Origin of the sequence: Picosynechococcus sp. PCC 7117, from assembly GCF_001693275.1 — a bacterium.
In the GTDB taxonomy this organism is placed as follows: domain Bacteria; phylum Cyanobacteriota; class Cyanobacteriia; order Cyanobacteriales; family MRBY01; genus MRBY01.
Window position 1 is genome coordinate 1433010 of record NZ_CP016477.1, and the last position, 16746, is coordinate 1449755.

Below are 16746 nucleotides of genomic sequence, written 5' to 3' on the forward strand. Positions count from 1 at the left end.
TTAGATCGGGCTAAACCTGGAGGGGCACTCCCGCCGTTGCCAGGTGTTTTTTGATGGTGACCTTGGGGATCGCCGTATTCAAATGCTGCCAGGGTAAGACCTGAGTTGTCGCCCAATCCTGATGCACATAGAAATCTAGGGGGGGAATTTTGCCTTTCAGTTCCTTAAAGGCCCGCTTGTAGCTGCCGAGGGTATCACCGTAATCCCTGGTTAATTCTAAAAGGCTAGAGAGACGGCGATCGCCCCTGGAAAGCAACCCCTGAATCACAGACCAGTTATAGCTTTCGGGCCGGAACTCTATCCCCTGGGAGCGGAGATGCTTTTGGAGGAATTGCAGCCGTTTTTTGGCCGCTGGGTTTACTCCAAACCACTGGAAAGGCGTATGGGCTTTAGGGACAAAAGTGCTGCAACCGAGGGTTAAACGCAAGCCTAGGGCCGCTTTTTTCACAGCCTGCATCATCGCAATGGTTGCTTCTACGTCTTCCATCTCTTCCCCTGGAATGCCCACCATGCCATAGAATTTAATCCCCTTGAGGCCCCCGGCTTTTGCGTTCACTGCTGCGGTAATAATTTCGTCGTTGGTGAGCTTTTTATTGACAATCTCCCGGAGCCGTTCCGAACCACTTTCTACGGCGATTGTGATCGAACGGGTATCCCGTGCCGCAAGAGTTTGGGCCAGTTTTTCTGTGACGGTATTCGTCCGTACCGAGGCAATACTCAAACGCACATCGGCATACTGGGGTTGGGAAAGGTAGTCTAATAGTTGTTCAAATTCCGGGTGTTGGGTCACGGAAGCACCGAGCAAACCAAGGCGATCCGTAACTTTAAGGCCCCGCTCAATGGCCGGGATCAAGGACTGCTCTAAATTGGCCGTCCGGAAGGGCAAGGTGACATAGCTAGCGAGGCAAAAGCGGCACATCTCTGGGCAACTACGTACCACTTCTACCATGTAGATATTTTCCCAGGCGGCTTTTTCCGTCACCACCGTCGAGGCCGAGAGAGTGTTACCCCGGTAAGTTTGTTTTTCAACACTTTCAGGAATATCAGGATATTTGGGACGAATGGTTTCGATTTCCCCCGTCTGCTCCCGGTAAGTCACTTCGTACAGACTAGGCACATAGATCCCCGGCGTTTGGGCGAGGTGACGTAATTTAGTTTGGCGATCGCCTTGGCGCATTCTTTGATACTGATCGATAAATTCATCCAGGAGATTTTCCCCGTCTCCCAGGAGGATCACATCAAAAAAGTCCGCAAAGGGTTCTGGGTTAGCACTCAACACCGACCCCCCCCCAAACACAAGGGGATGCTGTTCGTCACGCTCGGCTGCCCGTAGTGGAATTTTTAGTTTTTCTAACAAGCTAAAGAGATTTGTGTAATCCAGTTCCCAAGAAAAAGAAAAGCCGACAATTTCTGGCTGAGACGGCAGTTTTTCCTCTAAATCTGTGAATAAACGACGCACATCCACATCGGGCCGTTGGCTAAATTTTGCCCATACCAATTGGTAGCCCAAGCTCGTAATCCCCACGGTGTAGGTATTCGGAAAGGCAAAAATCAAGGGGATCGCGTTGGCCGTCGGTGTTACAGGATCAAAGAGGAGGCGTTCTTGGTCAAACAAAGTCGTCAGGGTCAGAAAAAGTTTTGTACCCTTGCCATTGTAAGGGAGTCCCCTCAGCGATTGGCGATCGCCGCAAAGAGGACAGAAAATGGCGGATCTTCTCCTAACGTTTCCTAGCGCAGATACCCTAAATTGACTGAAAATTTCTGTAAAAAAATTATTTGTTTCCTAAGCTTATCTAGTGTTAGTATATGCAGGCTTCCTGTTTTTCACCATAAATATGGTGCTATCTCTGAACAGGATTTTTTTGTCACTTCACCCCATTAATCCCGTCTGCCCTATGGATCTCCGTCAAGATACTGCCCTCTCCAGAAGCACCCCCAGCGCTACGGCTACCTACTCTGCTTCCAGGGCGGTAACACCGACGAAACCCCAGACCTATGTGATCAAACGGAGTGGCAAACGGGCTCCCCTCGATGTCACCAGAATTCGCAACGTGGTGCAGTGGGCCTGTCAAGATTTAGAAGCCAACACCATCGAACTGGAAGCCGGGCTAAAAACGCGCCTCAAAGATGGGGTTACCACCCGCGAAATTCAAGAAAATTTAATTCAATGTGCCCTGGAGATGTGCAGTCCCGAAGAACCGGACTGGCGTTATGTGGCTGGGCGTCTCCACATCTGGAGCCTCTGGAAAGATACCCTCGTGGCGCGTGGTTATCAGTATGGTCAATATCCCCAGCTCGTGGCGGATAAAGTAGCCGCAAAAGCCTACGATGAGCGGCTATTGCAATACAGTGCGGCGGAGCTAGAAATTGCCAATGGCTGGATCAATCCCGATTGGGATATGGACTATGACTATGCCGGAGCGGTGCTGCTCACCAAGCGTTATCTGCTGGATGATGAATTGCCCCAGGAAGCCTTTTTAACTTGCGCCCTTCTCCTTGCTCTCCCGGAAAAACCAGAAAATCGGCTCAAGTGGGCGAAAAAATTCTACGAGGCGATCGCCCAGCGGCAGATTTCCTTAGCAACGCCGATCCTCGCCAACCTGCGGATTCCCAATGGCTCCCTTTCTTCCTGCTTCATCATTGGCATGGAAGACAACCTCGAAAGTATTTTCCGCGAAATCACCAATGCGGCCCGGATCTCGAAAAATGGCGGCGGGGTCGGCTGTAATGTTAGTCGGATCCGCGCCACGGGTAGCCGCGTGATGGGCAAGGCCAATGCCTCCGGGGGCGTTATTCCTTGGATTAAACTCCTCAACGATACGGCGATCGCCGTTAATCAGGGGGGGCGTCGCGCCGGGGCGATTACCGTTTCCCTCGATGTGTGGCATTTAGATGTGCCAGAATTTCTCGAAATGCAGACCGAGAACGGCGATCAGCGGCGCAAAGCCTACGACGTCTTTCCCCAACTGGTAGTCACCGATGAATTCATGCGGCGGGTACAACACAAAGAAGCGTGGACTTTGGTGGATCCCTACGAAGTTAAAGAAAATCTCGGCATTGATCTCGCGGCCCTCTGGGGCGAAAAATTCGACGCAGCCTACCGTCAAATCGAAGCAAGCCTAGACCAAGACATTAAGCTCTACAAAAAAGTCGATGCCCGGCACCTGTTTAAGGAAATTATGCGATCGCAGATCGAAACTGGGATGCCCTACATCGCCTTTAAAGACACCATCAACCGCGCTAACCCGAACCAACACGAGGGCTACATTCCTGGGGTCAATTTGTGCGTCGAATCTTTTTCCAATGTGGTGCCGGGTCAGCTCGCCCACACCTGCAATCTCGACTCTTTAAACTTGGCGAATATTGAAGCTGATGAATTAGCCGATGCCTGCGAAGTGGCGGTGCGCATCCTTGATAACACCATCGAAATTACCAACACTCCCTTTGAAGACAGCAGCATCCACAACCAGCGTTACCGCACCATTGGCGTGGGGGCGATGGGTTTGGCAGATTGGCTCGCGAAAAATAAGCTTTCCTATAAAAATATCGAGGCCATTGATCGCCTCTTTGAAGACATTGGCTACTACTGCACCTGCACCTCTGTAAACCTCGCCCAAGAACGGGGCGCTTACCCTGGGTTTCCGGGTAGTGAGTGGAGTAAGGGACATCTGATTGGCGCGAAACCGATTACTTGGTATCGAGAAAATGCCCACGCAGTAGACCGCTGGGAACGCCTCAGTGAAGATGTACAAAAGTACGGGATCCGCAATAGCCACATTACGGCGATCGCCCCCAATACTTCCTCTTCCCTCGTCCAGGGTTGCAGCGCCAGTATTTTGCCGACCTACAGCAAATTTTTCTATGACAAATGGGCAAAAGGCACCGTTCCCATTGCGCCACCGTTTATCGGTAAATCTTTCTGGTTCTACCAAGAAAACAAAAGCATGGATCAGCGTCTTGTGGTCAAAGCCGTTGCGACGATGCAAAAGTGGATCGATACGGGCATCTCGATGGAATTGATTTTCAATCTCAACCAAGGCATTTATTTCCCGAACGAACCAGAACGGGCCTTAAAAGCAAAGGATATTTTTGAAATCTTGATGCTGGCTTGGGCTGAAGGTTGCAAGGCAATTTACTATATCCGCACCGTACAAAAAGATGATTTTAAAGAGGGATCAGAAGGGTGTGTTGCCTGCGCGAATTAAAAAACCTGTATCGACAACGATGGGCTGATCGGGCACTTTTGCTGACCATTGCGGTTCATTAAGCGCCTAACGGGAAAGGGATCAGGGGTTTCGGGGAATTTGTTAGGATTAGAGATTACATATTTCTTGTTCCGCAGTTGTTCAAAACCCTATGGCAGACACCAAAAAACCGATCAAAATCATTAGTGATAATCGTAAAGCCCGTTTCCAGTATGAAATCCTCGAAACCTTAGAGGCCGGGATTCAGCTCCAGGGAACGGAAGTTAAATCGGTGCGGGCGGGCAAGGTGAACCTAGGGGACGGTTATGTGTTGATTCGCAACAACGAGGCTTGGCTGCTCAATGTGCATATTTCGCCATATACTGCCAGTGGCCAGTACTTTAACCATGAACCCAAGCGTGATCGCAAATTGCTGTTGCACCGTAAAGAAATTCGCCGTTTGATTGGTCAACTAGAACAAAAGGGATTGACGCTGATTCCTTTAAAAATGTATCTCAAGGGCAGCTTAGTAAAAGTCAGTCTGGGGCTTGGCCGTGGGAAAAAGCTCCACGATAAACGCGAAACGATTAAACGTCGCCAGGATAGCCGGGAAATGGCGCGGGCCTTGAAACGTTATTAAGCCAAATTGAAGAACCATTGAAAGTTTTCCCAAAGAAAACTCTATGTTGCATCAAATGGGACAGTGAATTGTCGGGCGATCGCCCTGGGAAATACCAATATTTTTCGGTCATCCTTTTGCATAATTAGTGGGGTTAAACCCAGTGATAAGGAATCCCAAACAATAAAGGCGATCGCCAAAACTCAACAAAAGCATTCGTCAAAAGGGTGAATGTATCTTAAGATTGTCAGATAAGAGAATTAATTTTCTTGACAAAATCACGAATAAAATAAGCAAGTAAGATAGGAGGACATCTATGGCTCTCGTCCCAATGCGTTTGCTCTTAGATCACGCTGCAGAAAATAGTTATGGCATTCCTGCGTTTAACGTCAACAACATGGAACAGATTCTGTCCATCATGCAGGCTGCTGATGAGACCGATAGCCCCGTAATTCTCCAAGCGTCCCGTGGTGCCCGTAGTTATGCCGGGGAAAACTTCCTCCGTCACCTCGTGCTTGCCGCCGTGGAAACCTACCCCCATATCCCCGTTGCGATGCACCAGGATCACGGCAACAGCCCTGCCACCTGTTATTCTGCGATCCGTAACGGTTTCACCTCTGTGATGATGGACGGTTCCCTCGAAGCCGATGCCAAAACCCCCGCGAGCTTTGACTACAACGTCAGTGTGACTGCTGAAGTTGTGAAAGTGGCCCACTCCGTTGGTGCTTCCGTCGAAGGGGAACTCGGTTGCCTTGGCTCCCTCGAAACAGGGATGGGTGAAGCAGAAGACGGCCACGGTTTTGAAGGCGCTCTCAGCAAAGAACAACTTCTAACCGATCCCGACGAAGCTGTCGAATTCGTTGAGCGTACCCAAGTAGATGCCCTTGCTGTAGCGATCGGGACCAGCCACGGTGCTTACAAATTTACCCGGAAGCCCACTGGTGAAATCCTCGCCATTAGCCGGATCGCTGAAATCCACGCGAAACTCCCCAACACCCACTTGGTAATGCACGGTTCTTCCTCTGTACCCCAAGAGTGGCTCGACATGATCAATGAGTACGGTGGTGCTATTCCTGAAACCTATGGTGTACCCGTAGAAGAAATTCAAAAGGGTATTAAGAGCGGTGTGCGTAAAGTCAACATCGACACCGACAACCGTCTGGCGATCACTGCGGCAATTCGTGAAGCAGCGATGAAGGATCCGAAGAACTTCGATCCCCGTCACTTCCTCAAGCCCTCGATCAAGTACATGAAGCAGGTTTGTAGCGATCGCTATCAGCAATTCTGGTGTGCTGGTAACGCTAGCAAGATCAAGCAAATCCCCTTAGATGAGTTTGCGAAGAAATATGCCAGCGGTGAACTCGCAGCAAAAACGGCAGTTAACGCCTAAGTTGAAACTCCCGCCAGTCTTAGGGTTTATTCCCTAAGCTAGCTTGAATTTGAGTCCTGTTCCAGTGGAGATAGGGCTCACTTTTTTTGCTTAATTCAGGGAGAGAGCTAGAGAGTTATTACTGAATCTAAATACCACAGTTACTCAATAACCCTCCCCTAGTCCCTCTAGTGGAAGAGCGTTAAAAGATTTGCCCTTGAGGGAGGTGCTGAAGGCGGAGGGTATTATCTTCGGTGAAAGAGTAACCTTGGGGGAAGAAATAATTTAGTTAAGGGTGCGCACATCGGTGACTTGACCCGTCACAGCGGCAGCAACAACCATCGCCGGACTCATGAGTAGGGTGCGCCCCGTCGCAGAACCCTGCCGTCCTTTAAAGTTGCGGTTCGAAGAAGAGGCGCTGATCTGGTTGCCTTCGAGCTTATCGGGGTTCATGGCGAGACACATGGAGCAGCCGGGTTCCCGCCATTCAAAGCCTGCTTCGGTAAAAATTTGGTCAAGTCCCTCTGCCTCAGCCTGTTGTTTCACTTGCTCAGAACCAGGTACCACAAAGGCTTTTACTCCCGGAGCAACATGATGGCCTTTGGCATATTTAGCGGCTTCCTGGAGATCGCTCAAGCGACCATTGGTGCAACTGCCGATAAAACAGACATCAATTTTGGTGCCTTGGATCGCTTGGCCTGGTTGAAGCTGCATATATTTGTAAGCCTCAGCGGCGATCGCCTGTTCATCTTCGGCCATCATTTCTGGGGTTGGCACCGATTCATCAACGCCAATGCCCTGACCCGGCGTAATCCCCCAGGTGACGGTGGGGGCAATGTCTGCCGCGTCAAAGGTGACCACATCGTCGTATTCGGCGTCGGCTTCACTGCGGAGACTATCCCACCAGGCGATCGCCTTTTCCCAAGCTTCTCCCTTGGGCGCAAAGGGACGGTCTTTCAAATAGCCATAGGTTACTGAATCGGGGTTGACATAGCCGCAGCGGGCGCCCCCTTCGATGGACATATTACAAACCGTCATCCGCTCTTCCATGGACATTTTTTCAAAGGTTGTCCCGGCATATTCATAGGCGTAGCCGACGCCCCCTTTAACGCCCAGCTTGCGGATAATGTGTAGGATTACATCTTTGGCATAAACTCCGGGCTGGAGATCACCATTTACTTCGATTTTGCGGACTTTTAACTTCGCCAGAGCTAGGGTTTGGGAAGCGAGCACATCCCGCACTTGGGACGTCCCAATGCCAAAGGCGATCGCCCCAAAAGCGCCGTGGGTAGAAGTGTGGGAATCACCACAGGCAACGGTCATCCCCGGCTGTGTTAATCCCTGTTCTGGGGCAATCACATGGACAATCCCCTGGCCCCCGGAGCCGACATTATAAAAACGAATTTTGTTAGTAGCCGTATTTTTTTCCAGTTCCTGCATCATCGCTTCGGCGAGGGGATCCGCAAAGGGTCGCGCTTGATTTTCCGTCGGGACAATGTGATCCACCGTAGCAACCGTGCGTTCTGGATACATGACCTGGAGATTGCGGTCTCTGAGCATGGCAAAGGCCTGGGGACTGGTCACTTCATGGATCAGGTGCAGTCCGATAAATAGTTGCGTTTGGCCGGAGGGTAAAACTTTAACGGTGTGTAAGTCCCAAACCTTATCAAAAAGAGTGCCTTTGCTCATAGAACTGAATTGCTCAAGTACGCCAATAATATTCTGTGCAGAGCTTCAATCATACAACTTTTTTTTCCTCGCTTTGGGCAGGGGTTTGGGAGAGGGGCAAGGTGATTGTAAAGGTACTACCTTCCTGGAGACGGGAGGTGAGACTAATCTGACCTTGGTGGGCTTCGAGGATCAGTTTTGAAAGGTGTAGCCCCAGACCGCTGCCCCCGTTGTAATGCTTGCCTTGGCGGAATCGCTCAAAGATTTCTAATTGATCTTCCGGGCTAATGCCGCTCCCCGTGTCGATTACTTGAATTTGCACTTGCTCTTGATCGACTGGGGTCAATTTAACGGTGACGTGGCCTTGATCGGTAAATTTAATGGCGTTGCTCACCAGGTTCACTAAAACACGATGCACGGCCAGGCGATCGCCTTCGAGCCACACGGGGACTTCGGGGAGTTCCCCCTGGAGTTGCAGTTGTTTTTCCTGGGCGAGGGGACGTAATTCCTCAAGCACATTGGTAATCACGGTCTTGAGATCCACCCGACTAAAATAGAATGTTTTCCGCTCGGATTCGTAGCGATAAACCTCCAAAATATTGTTCACCATCTCCAACAGGTTGGCATTACTGCGGGACATGGTGCGTAAAACCTCTTGCATTGCTTCCGACAGTTCCCCCAAAGCCCCCTGCAAAAGGAGATTGAGCATCCGATCCGCCGCAATCAAGGGGGTACGCATATCGTGGGTCAACCGAGAGGCAAAGTCTTCCCGCTGCCGGACAATCATATTTTTCTCATCAACGGTATGTTTAAACCGCAGCAGCGATCGCACCCGGGCAATCAGTTCATCAATCTCTACGGGTTTGCGGATAAAATCATCGGCACCAATATCCAAACCTAGGGCAACACTCGGTTGAGCATGGGCGGTGATCAACAGGATGGGAATGTAAGGGATGTCGGGGTCGTTACGAATGTGCCGTGTAATCTCGAAGCCATCCATGTGGGGCATCATCACATCGAGCAAGATCAGGTGAAAAGGCTGCTGTGCCACAAGCTCCAGGGCTTTTTGGCCGTTATTAACCGTCACCAGGTCTAAATCTTCATCTTCTAAAATGCTCTGGATCAACAATAAATTATCCGGCGAATCATCCACGACCAGAACGCGATCACGGTTGCTCAGCGAAAACATGGCACATCACCCCAGGTTAATTTCGACTCAACTGCTGGTTGAACAGCGGAATCCCCTATTTTAAACGTTGAACCCGATGGCGGTTACGGCGTTGCTTCTTTAGCTTCATTATACCCAGGTCATTGCAGGGAAATGGGGCAATTAATAAGTTTAAATACTCAATTTCTTTGATAGGGCGATCGCCCCTTTTGGCTCAAGCCCACCAATTATTTAGAAATGATTTTATCTAGTTGATATTGGCGCTCCTCAGTAGTTTAAATTATCTCAGTCTGCATTATCCCTTCAAAAAAGAGTCCCCTAGAAAAGCCGTAATCTTAGGCCGATCAATCCTTGATTCTTCCGAGAAAACAAAGGAAATTTGGTAGGATAGAAAGACTGCTTCTATCTCAGGTTAAGGGTCTACCTCTAGAAAACGGCGATGGGATCAAATTTCTCCCCTAGGCAATTGCTAACAGCCAGTACGGAGAAGTCCTCTTTTTGTTGCTTCATTTTTAGCTCTTCTCGCACGTGCCCCCCATAGACAACATCAGAGCAGATTGTGTAACAAAAACAGAAGGAACGTTGGATTAGGAATAGAGACTTTATGGTTAATGAATCGTCAAATCAAGGGGGGCAACCACCGAGGGGAATCGGCAGTTTTGCGTGGTTAATTGAGGCCTATGGTCAGGCGATCGCCCTGTTAGAAAATCAAGCGGCCCAGATCGAAACTTTAGAACGTGAAAAAGATCATCTCGCCAACCAATATCGAGAGGCACTCCAGCAATACCATCAGCTCAAAGAGCAATACGATCACCAATACAGTCAACAGTACCAAGAATATTTTTCGTTGCCCCTTCCCTGCTACCGTTGGCAAGCCATTGAGGGAGAGCTTTATTTATCGGACTTTAATCCGGCGGCGGCACGGTTCAATAGCCAAGCACTCCAGCAGCCTTCTTTGAATCTTGGGCAACGCCCCCAGAAAATTTTTGCTGCGTTACCTACTCTCTACCACCACTTAGAAAATTGCCTCAAACGGGAGGTCTCAAACAGTCAGCGATTGCAATTTATTCGCTTAAATCTGTACCTCCGGGTGGAGTATGTGTTTATTGCTCCGGATCAAATCTTAATGTGTATTCTCGACGAGAGCGAACAACTCCTCACGGAACAACAACTCCGCCAACAGGTGCGCCAACAGTCGGCGATCGCCAAATTAGGGAGCATCAGCCTCAACACATCAGATCTAGCGAAATTATTTCGTCAAGCGGTGATTTTTGTGGCCCGCACCCTGGATGTTCCCTATAGCTGCCTCTATCTGAAACAAAAAAAGACCTCTATTTGTACCCTAGAAGCAGGTTATGGTTGGCCTATCGATCTCATCGGTGCGGTCACAGTAAGTACGACTCCAGATAGCCACGTTGGCTATACCCTGACCCAACAACAGGCGATCAGCATCGAGGATTTGCGCGTTGAAAGTCGTTTTCGGGGCGAAACGTTACTGCACAATTATCAAGTAATCAGTGGAATTAGTATGCCCATTGGCCCAGTGGATAACCCCTGGGGAGTACTGGCGGTTTATAGTACCGAAGAACGTCATTTCAGTGGGGATGAGACTTATTTTCTCCAGGCGATCGCCCATGTTCTGTCTAGTAGTATCGAACGCGATCGCCAGGCAGCGGACATGAACCTTTTACACCGCTCGATCAATGTGATCCGCCAGGGAGTGGTAATCACCGATGCCCGGGAAGAAAATAATCCAATTATTTATGTCAACCAAGGTTTTGAAAAAATTACTGGCTACACCGCAGATGAAATCCTCGGTCGTAACTGCAATTTTCTCCAGGGCCGCGATCGCCGACAGCCTCCCCTCACAGAATTGCGGGCTGCGATCCTCAAGGGCCAAGAATGTAACGTCACCCTCCGCAACTACCGCAAAAATGGTGAACCCTTTTGGAATGCCCTCCACATTTTTCCGGTACGAGATCCTGCCGGTTATTTGACCCACTTTATTGGGATCCAAACGGATATTAGCCACGAAAAAGCCGCCGCCGCTAACCTCCAAAAAACTGAAGCGCAATTTCACCAAACCTTCCAACTCGCCCCCATTGGCATGGCGATCACTACCTTGGGGGGCCACTATGAACGGGTCAACCAAGCCTGGTGTCGGATCACTGGCTACGATCAAGAGACCCTCTTAGAAAAAACTTATCTAGAGTTAACCCATCCCGATGATCAAGCCGAAGATGAACGCCTCAATGAGCTCCTGCAGCAAGGCGATCGCCAGGAATTTCAGCGGGAAAAACGCTACATCGCCCAAGATGGCCAAAAAATTCACATCCTAGAACAAGTCGCCCTCGTGCGCGATGCCGAAGGCAAACCCCTCCATGTAATTCGGCAAATGGTAGACATTGGCGATCGCAAACAAATTGAACAGCGCCTTGTCCAAGAGGCCTTCTACGATCACCTCACCGGCCTCCCCAATCGCTCCCTCCTAGAAGAGCGCCTCGAGCAAGTCATTAAACAACAACAACGCTATCCCCAACACCACAACGCCCTCTTATTCCTTGACTTAGATTATTTCAAAGCGATTAATGACCGCCTCGGCCACCTCGTTGGTGACCAGCTCCTACAAGACTTTGCCAAACGCATTTGTCATTGTCTCCGGGATGTGGATACCCTAGCCCGTTTGGGGGGAGACGAATTTGTCGTGCTCCTTACAGAAATAACCGAGCCCCAGACCGCCTTTGAGATTAGTCAACGGATCCATAAAGCTCTACAAACCCCCTTTGAACTCGCAGGCCAGTCCCTATTTGTAAAGGTGAGCATTGGTGTCTTACCTAAACTTGATCGCTATCTGACGGCGACGGGCATTTTACGCGACGCAGACCTAGCGATGTACCATGCCAAAGCCAAGGGACGCGCCCGTTCAGAAGTCTTTGAATTACCTTGAATTTAGCCCACTTCAGCTAGCCTGAGAGATCACAACTAAAAAAATCTCCCCCAGACTGGGGGCAGGGGGGCTGTGTCAATAAGCTCTGAGGCGCAGTTTAAATCCCACGCATAAAATAAAGAGACTTTTCCCCAATTAATTAGAGAAAAAGTCCCCTTGAAAAAGAGCAGGGAAAAAGCACGCGGGTTAGCTGTCGCAGCAACTACAGAGAAGCCTTCGCTGGATTAGCCGACACATCTTCCTGAAGAGCTGCATATAAACGATTCAAGGCGCTGATATACGCCCGGGCCGACGCCACCACAATATCTGTATTTGCAGCATGGCCAGAATAAATTCGTCCCTCGTGCCGCAAACGAATCGTGACTTCACCAATGGCATCAATGCCCGCCGTTACCGACTGCACGGAATATTCAATTAATTCATTGGGCACCTGAACGACCCGGTTAATCGCCTTATAGATGGCATCTACAGGCCCGGTACCAATGGCTGCATCGGTTAATTCTTTCCCTCCGGGAGTGCGAATCGTAATGGTGGCTGTGGGTTGGGCATGGTCACCACAGGAAACCTGCACCAGCTCCAGACGGAATAATTCCGGCGGTTGCTGGGTTTCATCCTTAACGATCGCCTCAAGATCCCAGTCGGTAATTTCTTTTTTCTTATCAGCCAGATCTTTAAAGCGCAGAAAAGCTTTGTTGAGATCATTGTCAGACAAATCGAACCCTAATTCTGCTAAGCGGGTACGGAAAGCATTACGACCAGAATGTTTACCCAAGATAATTTGATTATCGGTTAAACCAATGGACTGAGCATCCATGATCTCGTAGGTGAGCTTATTTTTCAGGACGCCATCCTGGTGAATGCCTGACTCGTGGGCAAAGGCATTCAAACCCACAATCGCTTTATTGGCCTGGACAGAAAGCCCCGTCAAGTTAGATACCAAGCGGGATGTTTTGTAGATCTCTTTGGTATTGATGTTGGTCAAAGGTGCTTCTGAGTCAGCAGGCCGACCAAGGAAAGGATTGTAATACTGGCGGCGCACATGGAGAGCCATCACCAATTCTTCGAGGGCGGCATTCCCGGCCCGTTCGCCAATGCCGTTAATGGTGCATTCCAACTGCCGAGCGCCATTTTTTACGGCTTCGAGGAAATTGGCCACCGCTAGGCCCAAATCGTTGTGGCCATGGACAGAGATAATTGCGCGGTCAATATTGGGGACGTTTTCTTTGATGCCTTTGATCAGAGTGCCAAATTCAGCAGGAGTTGTGTAGCCGACGGTGTCGGGGATATTGACGGTGGTTGCCCCGGCATCAATGACGGCTTCGAGGATTTGATAAAGGAATTCAGGATCCGAGCGGCCTGCGTCTTCGGGGGAAAATTCCACATCGTTGGTAAAGGTTTTGGCGTAGGCAACCATTTCCGGGGCGATCGCCAACACATCCTTGCGGCTTTTGCGGAGTTTGTACTCGAGGTGAATATCGGAGGTGGCGATAAAGGTGTGGATTCGATTTTTGAAAGCTGGCTTCAGGGCATTGCCTGCCGCTTCAATATCGCCCTTGGTGGCCCGGGCTAGACCACAGATCGTTGGCCCATTTTCTGTGCCGACTTCGGCGGCGATACGTTGCACAGCATCAAAATCACCCCGACTCGCCCTGGGGAAACCCGCTTCAATGACATCTACACCAAGTCGCGCCAGGGCACGGGCGATCGCCAGCTTTTCGTCTCCATTTAGGGTTGCCCCCGGAGATTGTTCACCATCCCGTAATGTTGTGTCGAAAATAATAATGCGATCGTCTTGGTTGTTCATCATTTCCCGCTCCCTTAGCGTGAAAATAGTCTAAATAAAAACTCTATGTTGATTGGAATAAAAGTACTGGCTATGCTCCACTTTAAAAGAGTCCATAGCTATCTCCCTAGGATAAACCAATTCCTTAGGAATTAGATATTCTGCCGTAAAAAAGGATGGGTGGCGTTTATCCAAGCACGACCCATGGTCAGAGGTAATGGCTTACTGCTCCTGTAGGTAGTTAAAAAAGTCGGAATATCGGGCGAGAGTTACGGTTGCCAGTCATCCAGAACATTTGCGATTGAGGGTACCCACGTTATTGGAACACAACACTAAATCTTTGGCCTTAATTCAGTCAAAAATATTGGCGTCATTCAAGGCATTTTTAAAGCATTTATGACTGCCATGATCAATTAAGGTTCTGTTTTTTCAATTTCGGCCCGCAGATTATTTAGATCAATATAACAATCCGTGGCATTTCTCAGTTCCCGGGCGATCATTCCTTCCGTCGAAACAACGGTAATGTGGGTATTTTTTGAGCGCAAAAGTTCGATCGCCCGTTCAAAATCACCATCGCCACTAAACAAAATAACTTGATCATATTGATCGACTGTATTAAACATATCGACCACAATTTCAATGTCTAAATTTGCTTTTTGGGAGTAGCGACCGGAAACATCATCATAGTATTCTTTGAGGATTTTTGTGCGTACTGTATAACCCAGACTGATCAAGGCATCGCGGAAACCCCGTTGATCTTGGGAATCCTTTAGGCCTGTGTACCAAAAGGCATTAATCAGGCGCACGGTGGGATCGCAAGTGAAATAATCTAAAACACGACGGGGGTCAAAAAACCAATTATTTTTCTGTTGTGCATAAAACATATTATTCCCATCTACAAAAATAGACAGGCGACGCTGATAAAAGTTCATAGCAAAATTGGCCCTAAAATAATAGGGTGATTTTTTTAAATATAGGGTTTTAGTTTGGGTTTAAATAAAGGGAAGGAAGTTGTTCCCTCGCAATAAAAATAAAAGAGAAATATAGTGTAGGTTAGCAGATGGACTAGGCCAGGCATTCCTACGGAATAAAGCATAAAAATAAGTCTATCGGCCTATTGTAAAGGCTAAGGGATCTTTTCGGCAATGCTAAAAAATAGAGGCGATCGCCTGTAGAGTAAACAAGATTGAGGCCCGCAAAAGACCATGAATTTTCTCCGGAAAAAGCAATTACAGCAACGTCTACGCCAGGATCCTTACTACCGCCTTCGTTCCCTCGAAGAAGTCGCCCTCGCTGCGGCCATGGGAATCAAGATCGATGTCAACCAAGCCACCGTCGATGATTGGCTCCGTCTACCAGGCATTTCCATTCACCAGGGGCGATCGCTCGTGCAGCTCACCAGCCAGGGGGTGCAATTCTATAGCCTCGACGATGTGGCAGCGGCCCTAGGGGTTCCCCGTCAACGTCTCCAGCCCTTAGCCGCGATCCTCAGTTTTGCCTACTATGCACCAGAGCTAGCCCCAGTACAAATTGATCTAAACCGCGCTGACCTTGGGGCGCTAGTCGATTTTGGCGTCGAGACTCCCCTGGCCCAACGGATCATTGCAGAGCGGCAACGGGGCCAGTATCGTGATTTTGCAGATTTACAGAGTCGGTTGCAGCTTTCTGGGGCACAGATCATGCAGTGGTTGCACTTGTTTCGCTTTTCGTGAATACAGTCGTCCCATTGATCGCGAAACTTGTTAACGTGGGAAGGAATATTACAACTAACTTTTCGCCGAATCCATGACCCACCAGCGCGATCCCGAAGCCCAGGCTGTTGCCCAGGAACTAAAGCAGCAAATCATGATTTTGGGTTTGTTTCTTGCGAGTTTTTGGGGCCTAGAAATTAGTGATCAGTTTGTTTTTCAAAATCTTTGGCGGGGTGGCCTAGATGTATTCGGCATTCTGCCCCGACAGCTGCTGGGACTCAGGGGAATCTTCTTTGCACCCTTTCTCCATGGTGGTTTTCAGCACCTCGTCACCAACTCAATCCCCTTTGCGCTGTTGGGCTGGCTCGTGATGCTAGACCGCATCCGTGACTTTTTTACGGTCACCTTAATCACAATGCTTGTCGGTGGTCTGGGGGTATGGCTCATTGGTGCCCAAAATTCTGTGCATATTGGGGCCAGTATTTTAATTTTTGGGTATTTGGGATTTCTATTGTTTCGGGGCTACTTTCGGCGGGATATCCCGTCCATTGCCGTTTCACTCTTGGTATTTTTTCTCTATGGTGGGGTGCTTTGGAGTGTTCTGCCGACGACCCCAGGGGTGTCTTGGGAGGGGCATTTATTCGGACTTATCGGCGGGGCGATCGCCGCAAAATATCTCAACCCCCGTTCCCTTCGCCGCTAATGGATTGCACCAGTTTGTGTTTGCCCTAGTACCGTTATTCTGGGTTATTTTCTCCAAGCACCTGTTCCGTAACGGTTGCTGATTCTGTCATGTCTAAGGGCGCGTTGGTGTTTTGCCACAGGGCAAAGGCAGAGACGGCCATCAAAACCACCGAGGCGATCGCCAAACTGCCCGCCGCCAAATGGTGCTCCCAAGACCACGCTTGCCAAAATTTCCGGGGGAGGGGAGCCATTTGTACGCCCGGTTGCTCTTCTGGGGCGATCGCCAATGTTCCGCCATCGTTGAGATAAATCAGGCGCAATTGCATCAACCGCAGCAGAGCTTGATCAATATCCTCGCCACTGGCCTTTTCCGTAAGAAATTCTGCGGTCCAGACTTGAAAATACTGTAAATTCAGCTCCTCTGGCTTCGTTTGGTTTTGGTGAAAATGGAGCCAACGGTAGAGGAGGGTTTCGCAGGTAGTAAGGCGTTCTTTGATCATAGGTTTGGACTGATGCACAAATCGAAATTTATTCGGTAACATTCGCTACAAATATTCTAGAAAAAAAAGTCCCCTTTGGGGAACCTGATTCACGTTTATTGACGTTTTGTGCCGCGAAATGTAATGAATCCTA

The 16746-nt window shown here is 49.3% G+C and carries 12 protein-coding genes; 6 read left to right on the forward strand and 6 right to left on the reverse strand.

Annotated elements, in window-relative coordinates:
• Positions 1-10 precede the first annotated feature (10 nt).
• Positions 11-1615: a radical SAM protein gene (locus AWQ22_RS06940; RefSeq protein ID WP_065710600.1), complete on the reverse strand. Its 1605-nt coding sequence runs from the start codon at positions 1613-1615 to the stop codon at positions 11-13.
• A 280-nt stretch (positions 1616-1895) separates the two neighbouring features.
• Here AWQ22_RS06940 and AWQ22_RS06945 point away from each other — a divergent pair, with 280 nt between their 5' ends.
• The 3 genes from AWQ22_RS06945 to fba all read left to right on the forward strand — a co-directional run bounded on the left by AWQ22_RS06945 (position 1896) and on the right by fba (position 6193).
• Positions 1896-4205: a ribonucleoside-diphosphate reductase subunit alpha gene (locus tag AWQ22_RS06945; RefSeq protein WP_232321526.1), complete on the forward strand. Its 2310-nt coding sequence runs from the start codon at positions 1896-1898 to the stop codon at positions 4203-4205.
• Positions 4206-4356: 151 nt separating this feature from the next.
• The gene (smpB, locus tag AWQ22_RS06950; protein ID WP_012306970.1) at positions 4357-4824 is read left to right on the forward strand and encodes an SsrA-binding protein SmpB; all 468 of its coding nucleotides are present in this window, start codon (positions 4357-4359) and stop codon (positions 4822-4824) included.
• A gap of 295 nt (positions 4825-5119) precedes the next feature.
• Positions 5120-6193, forward strand: coding sequence for a class II fructose-bisphosphate aldolase (gene fba / locus AWQ22_RS06955; protein WP_030006557.1), 1074 nt, complete (start codon positions 5120-5122; stop codon positions 6191-6193).
• Between the two features lie 264 nt (positions 6194-6457).
• On the opposite strand, the gene leuC is transcribed toward fba, so the two are convergent.
• The gene (gene leuC, locus AWQ22_RS06960) at positions 6458-7861 is read right to left on the reverse strand and encodes a 3-isopropylmalate dehydratase large subunit (RefSeq protein ID WP_065710601.1); all 1404 of its coding nucleotides are present in this window, start codon (positions 7859-7861) and stop codon (positions 6458-6460) included.
• A 49-nt stretch (positions 7862-7910) separates the two neighbouring features.
• Positions 7911-9029, reverse strand: a complete 1119-nt coding sequence (locus AWQ22_RS06965; protein WP_062433784.1) for a HAMP domain-containing sensor histidine kinase — start codon at positions 9027-9029, stop codon at positions 7911-7913.
• A gap of 583 nt (positions 9030-9612) precedes the next feature.
• Here AWQ22_RS06965 and AWQ22_RS06970 point away from each other — a divergent pair.
• Positions 9613-11955 carry a sensor domain-containing diguanylate cyclase gene (locus tag AWQ22_RS06970; protein WP_065710602.1) on the forward strand — a complete coding sequence of 781 codons (2343 nt, stop codon included), beginning with the start codon at positions 9613-9615 and terminating at the stop codon, positions 11953-11955.
• Between the two features lie 202 nt (positions 11956-12157).
• Here the strand turns inward: AWQ22_RS06970 and AWQ22_RS06975 are convergent, their stop codons facing one another.
• Both AWQ22_RS06975 and AWQ22_RS06980 read right to left on the reverse strand, forming a co-directional pair.
• Positions 12158-13759, reverse strand: coding sequence for a 2-isopropylmalate synthase (locus AWQ22_RS06975; protein ID WP_065711665.1), 1602 nt, complete (start codon positions 13757-13759; stop codon positions 12158-12160).
• Between the two features lie 392 nt (positions 13760-14151).
• Entirely contained in the window at positions 14152-14670 is a 519-nt protein-coding gene (locus AWQ22_RS06980) for an NYN domain-containing protein (protein ID WP_012306976.1), read from the reverse strand.
• 273 nt (positions 14671-14943) lie between these two features.
• Here AWQ22_RS06980 and AWQ22_RS06985 point away from each other — a divergent pair, with 273 nt between their 5' ends.
• Entirely contained in the window at positions 14944-15450 is a 507-nt protein-coding gene (locus AWQ22_RS06985; protein ID WP_065710603.1) for a DNA uptake protein, read from the forward strand.
• 73 nt (positions 15451-15523) lie between these two features.
• Complete coding sequence (locus tag AWQ22_RS06990; protein ID WP_012306978.1) at positions 15524-16132, forward strand: rhomboid family intramembrane serine protease; 609 nt, start codon at positions 15524-15526, stop codon at positions 16130-16132.
• A 34-nt stretch (positions 16133-16166) separates the two neighbouring features.
• On the opposite strand, the gene AWQ22_RS06995 is transcribed toward AWQ22_RS06990, so the two are convergent.
• Positions 16167-16613 carry a hypothetical protein gene (locus AWQ22_RS06995; protein WP_138073205.1) on the reverse strand — a complete coding sequence of 149 codons (447 nt, stop codon included), beginning with the start codon at positions 16611-16613 and terminating at the stop codon, positions 16167-16169.
• Positions 16614-16746 lie beyond the last annotated feature (133 nt).

Coding starts and splice junctions, on each gene's coding strand:
- AWQ22_RS06945 (WP_232321526.1), top strand. CDS start 1,896: ATGGATCTCCGTCAAGATACTGCCCTCTCCAGAAGCACCCCCAGCGCT.
- smpB (WP_012306970.1), top strand. CDS start 4,357: ATGGCAGACACCAAAAAACCGATCAAAATCATTAGTGATAATCGTAAA.
- fba (WP_030006557.1), top strand. CDS start 5,120: ATGGCTCTCGTCCCAATGCGTTTGCTCTTAGATCACGCTGCAGAAAAT.
- leuC (WP_065710601.1), bottom strand. CDS start 7,861: ATGAGCAAAGGCACTCTTTTTGATAAGGTTTGGGACTTACACACCGTT.
- AWQ22_RS06965 (WP_062433784.1), bottom strand. CDS start 9,029: ATGTTTTCGCTGAGCAACCGTGATCGCGTTCTGGTCGTGGATGATTCG.
- AWQ22_RS06970 (WP_065710602.1), top strand. CDS start 9,613: ATGGTTAATGAATCGTCAAATCAAGGGGGGCAACCACCGAGGGGAATC.
- AWQ22_RS06975 (WP_065711665.1), bottom strand. CDS start 13,759: ATGAACAACCAAGACGATCGCATTATTATTTTCGACACAACATTACGG.
- AWQ22_RS06980 (WP_012306976.1), bottom strand. CDS start 14,670: ATGAACTTTTATCAGCGTCGCCTGTCTATTTTTGTAGATGGGAATAAT.
- AWQ22_RS06985 (WP_065710603.1), top strand. CDS start 14,944: ATGAATTTTCTCCGGAAAAAGCAATTACAGCAACGTCTACGCCAGGAT.
- AWQ22_RS06990 (WP_012306978.1), top strand. CDS start 15,524: ATGACCCACCAGCGCGATCCCGAAGCCCAGGCTGTTGCCCAGGAACTA.
- AWQ22_RS06995 (WP_138073205.1), bottom strand. CDS start 16,613: ATGATCAAAGAACGCCTTACTACCTGCGAAACCCTCCTCTACCGTTGG.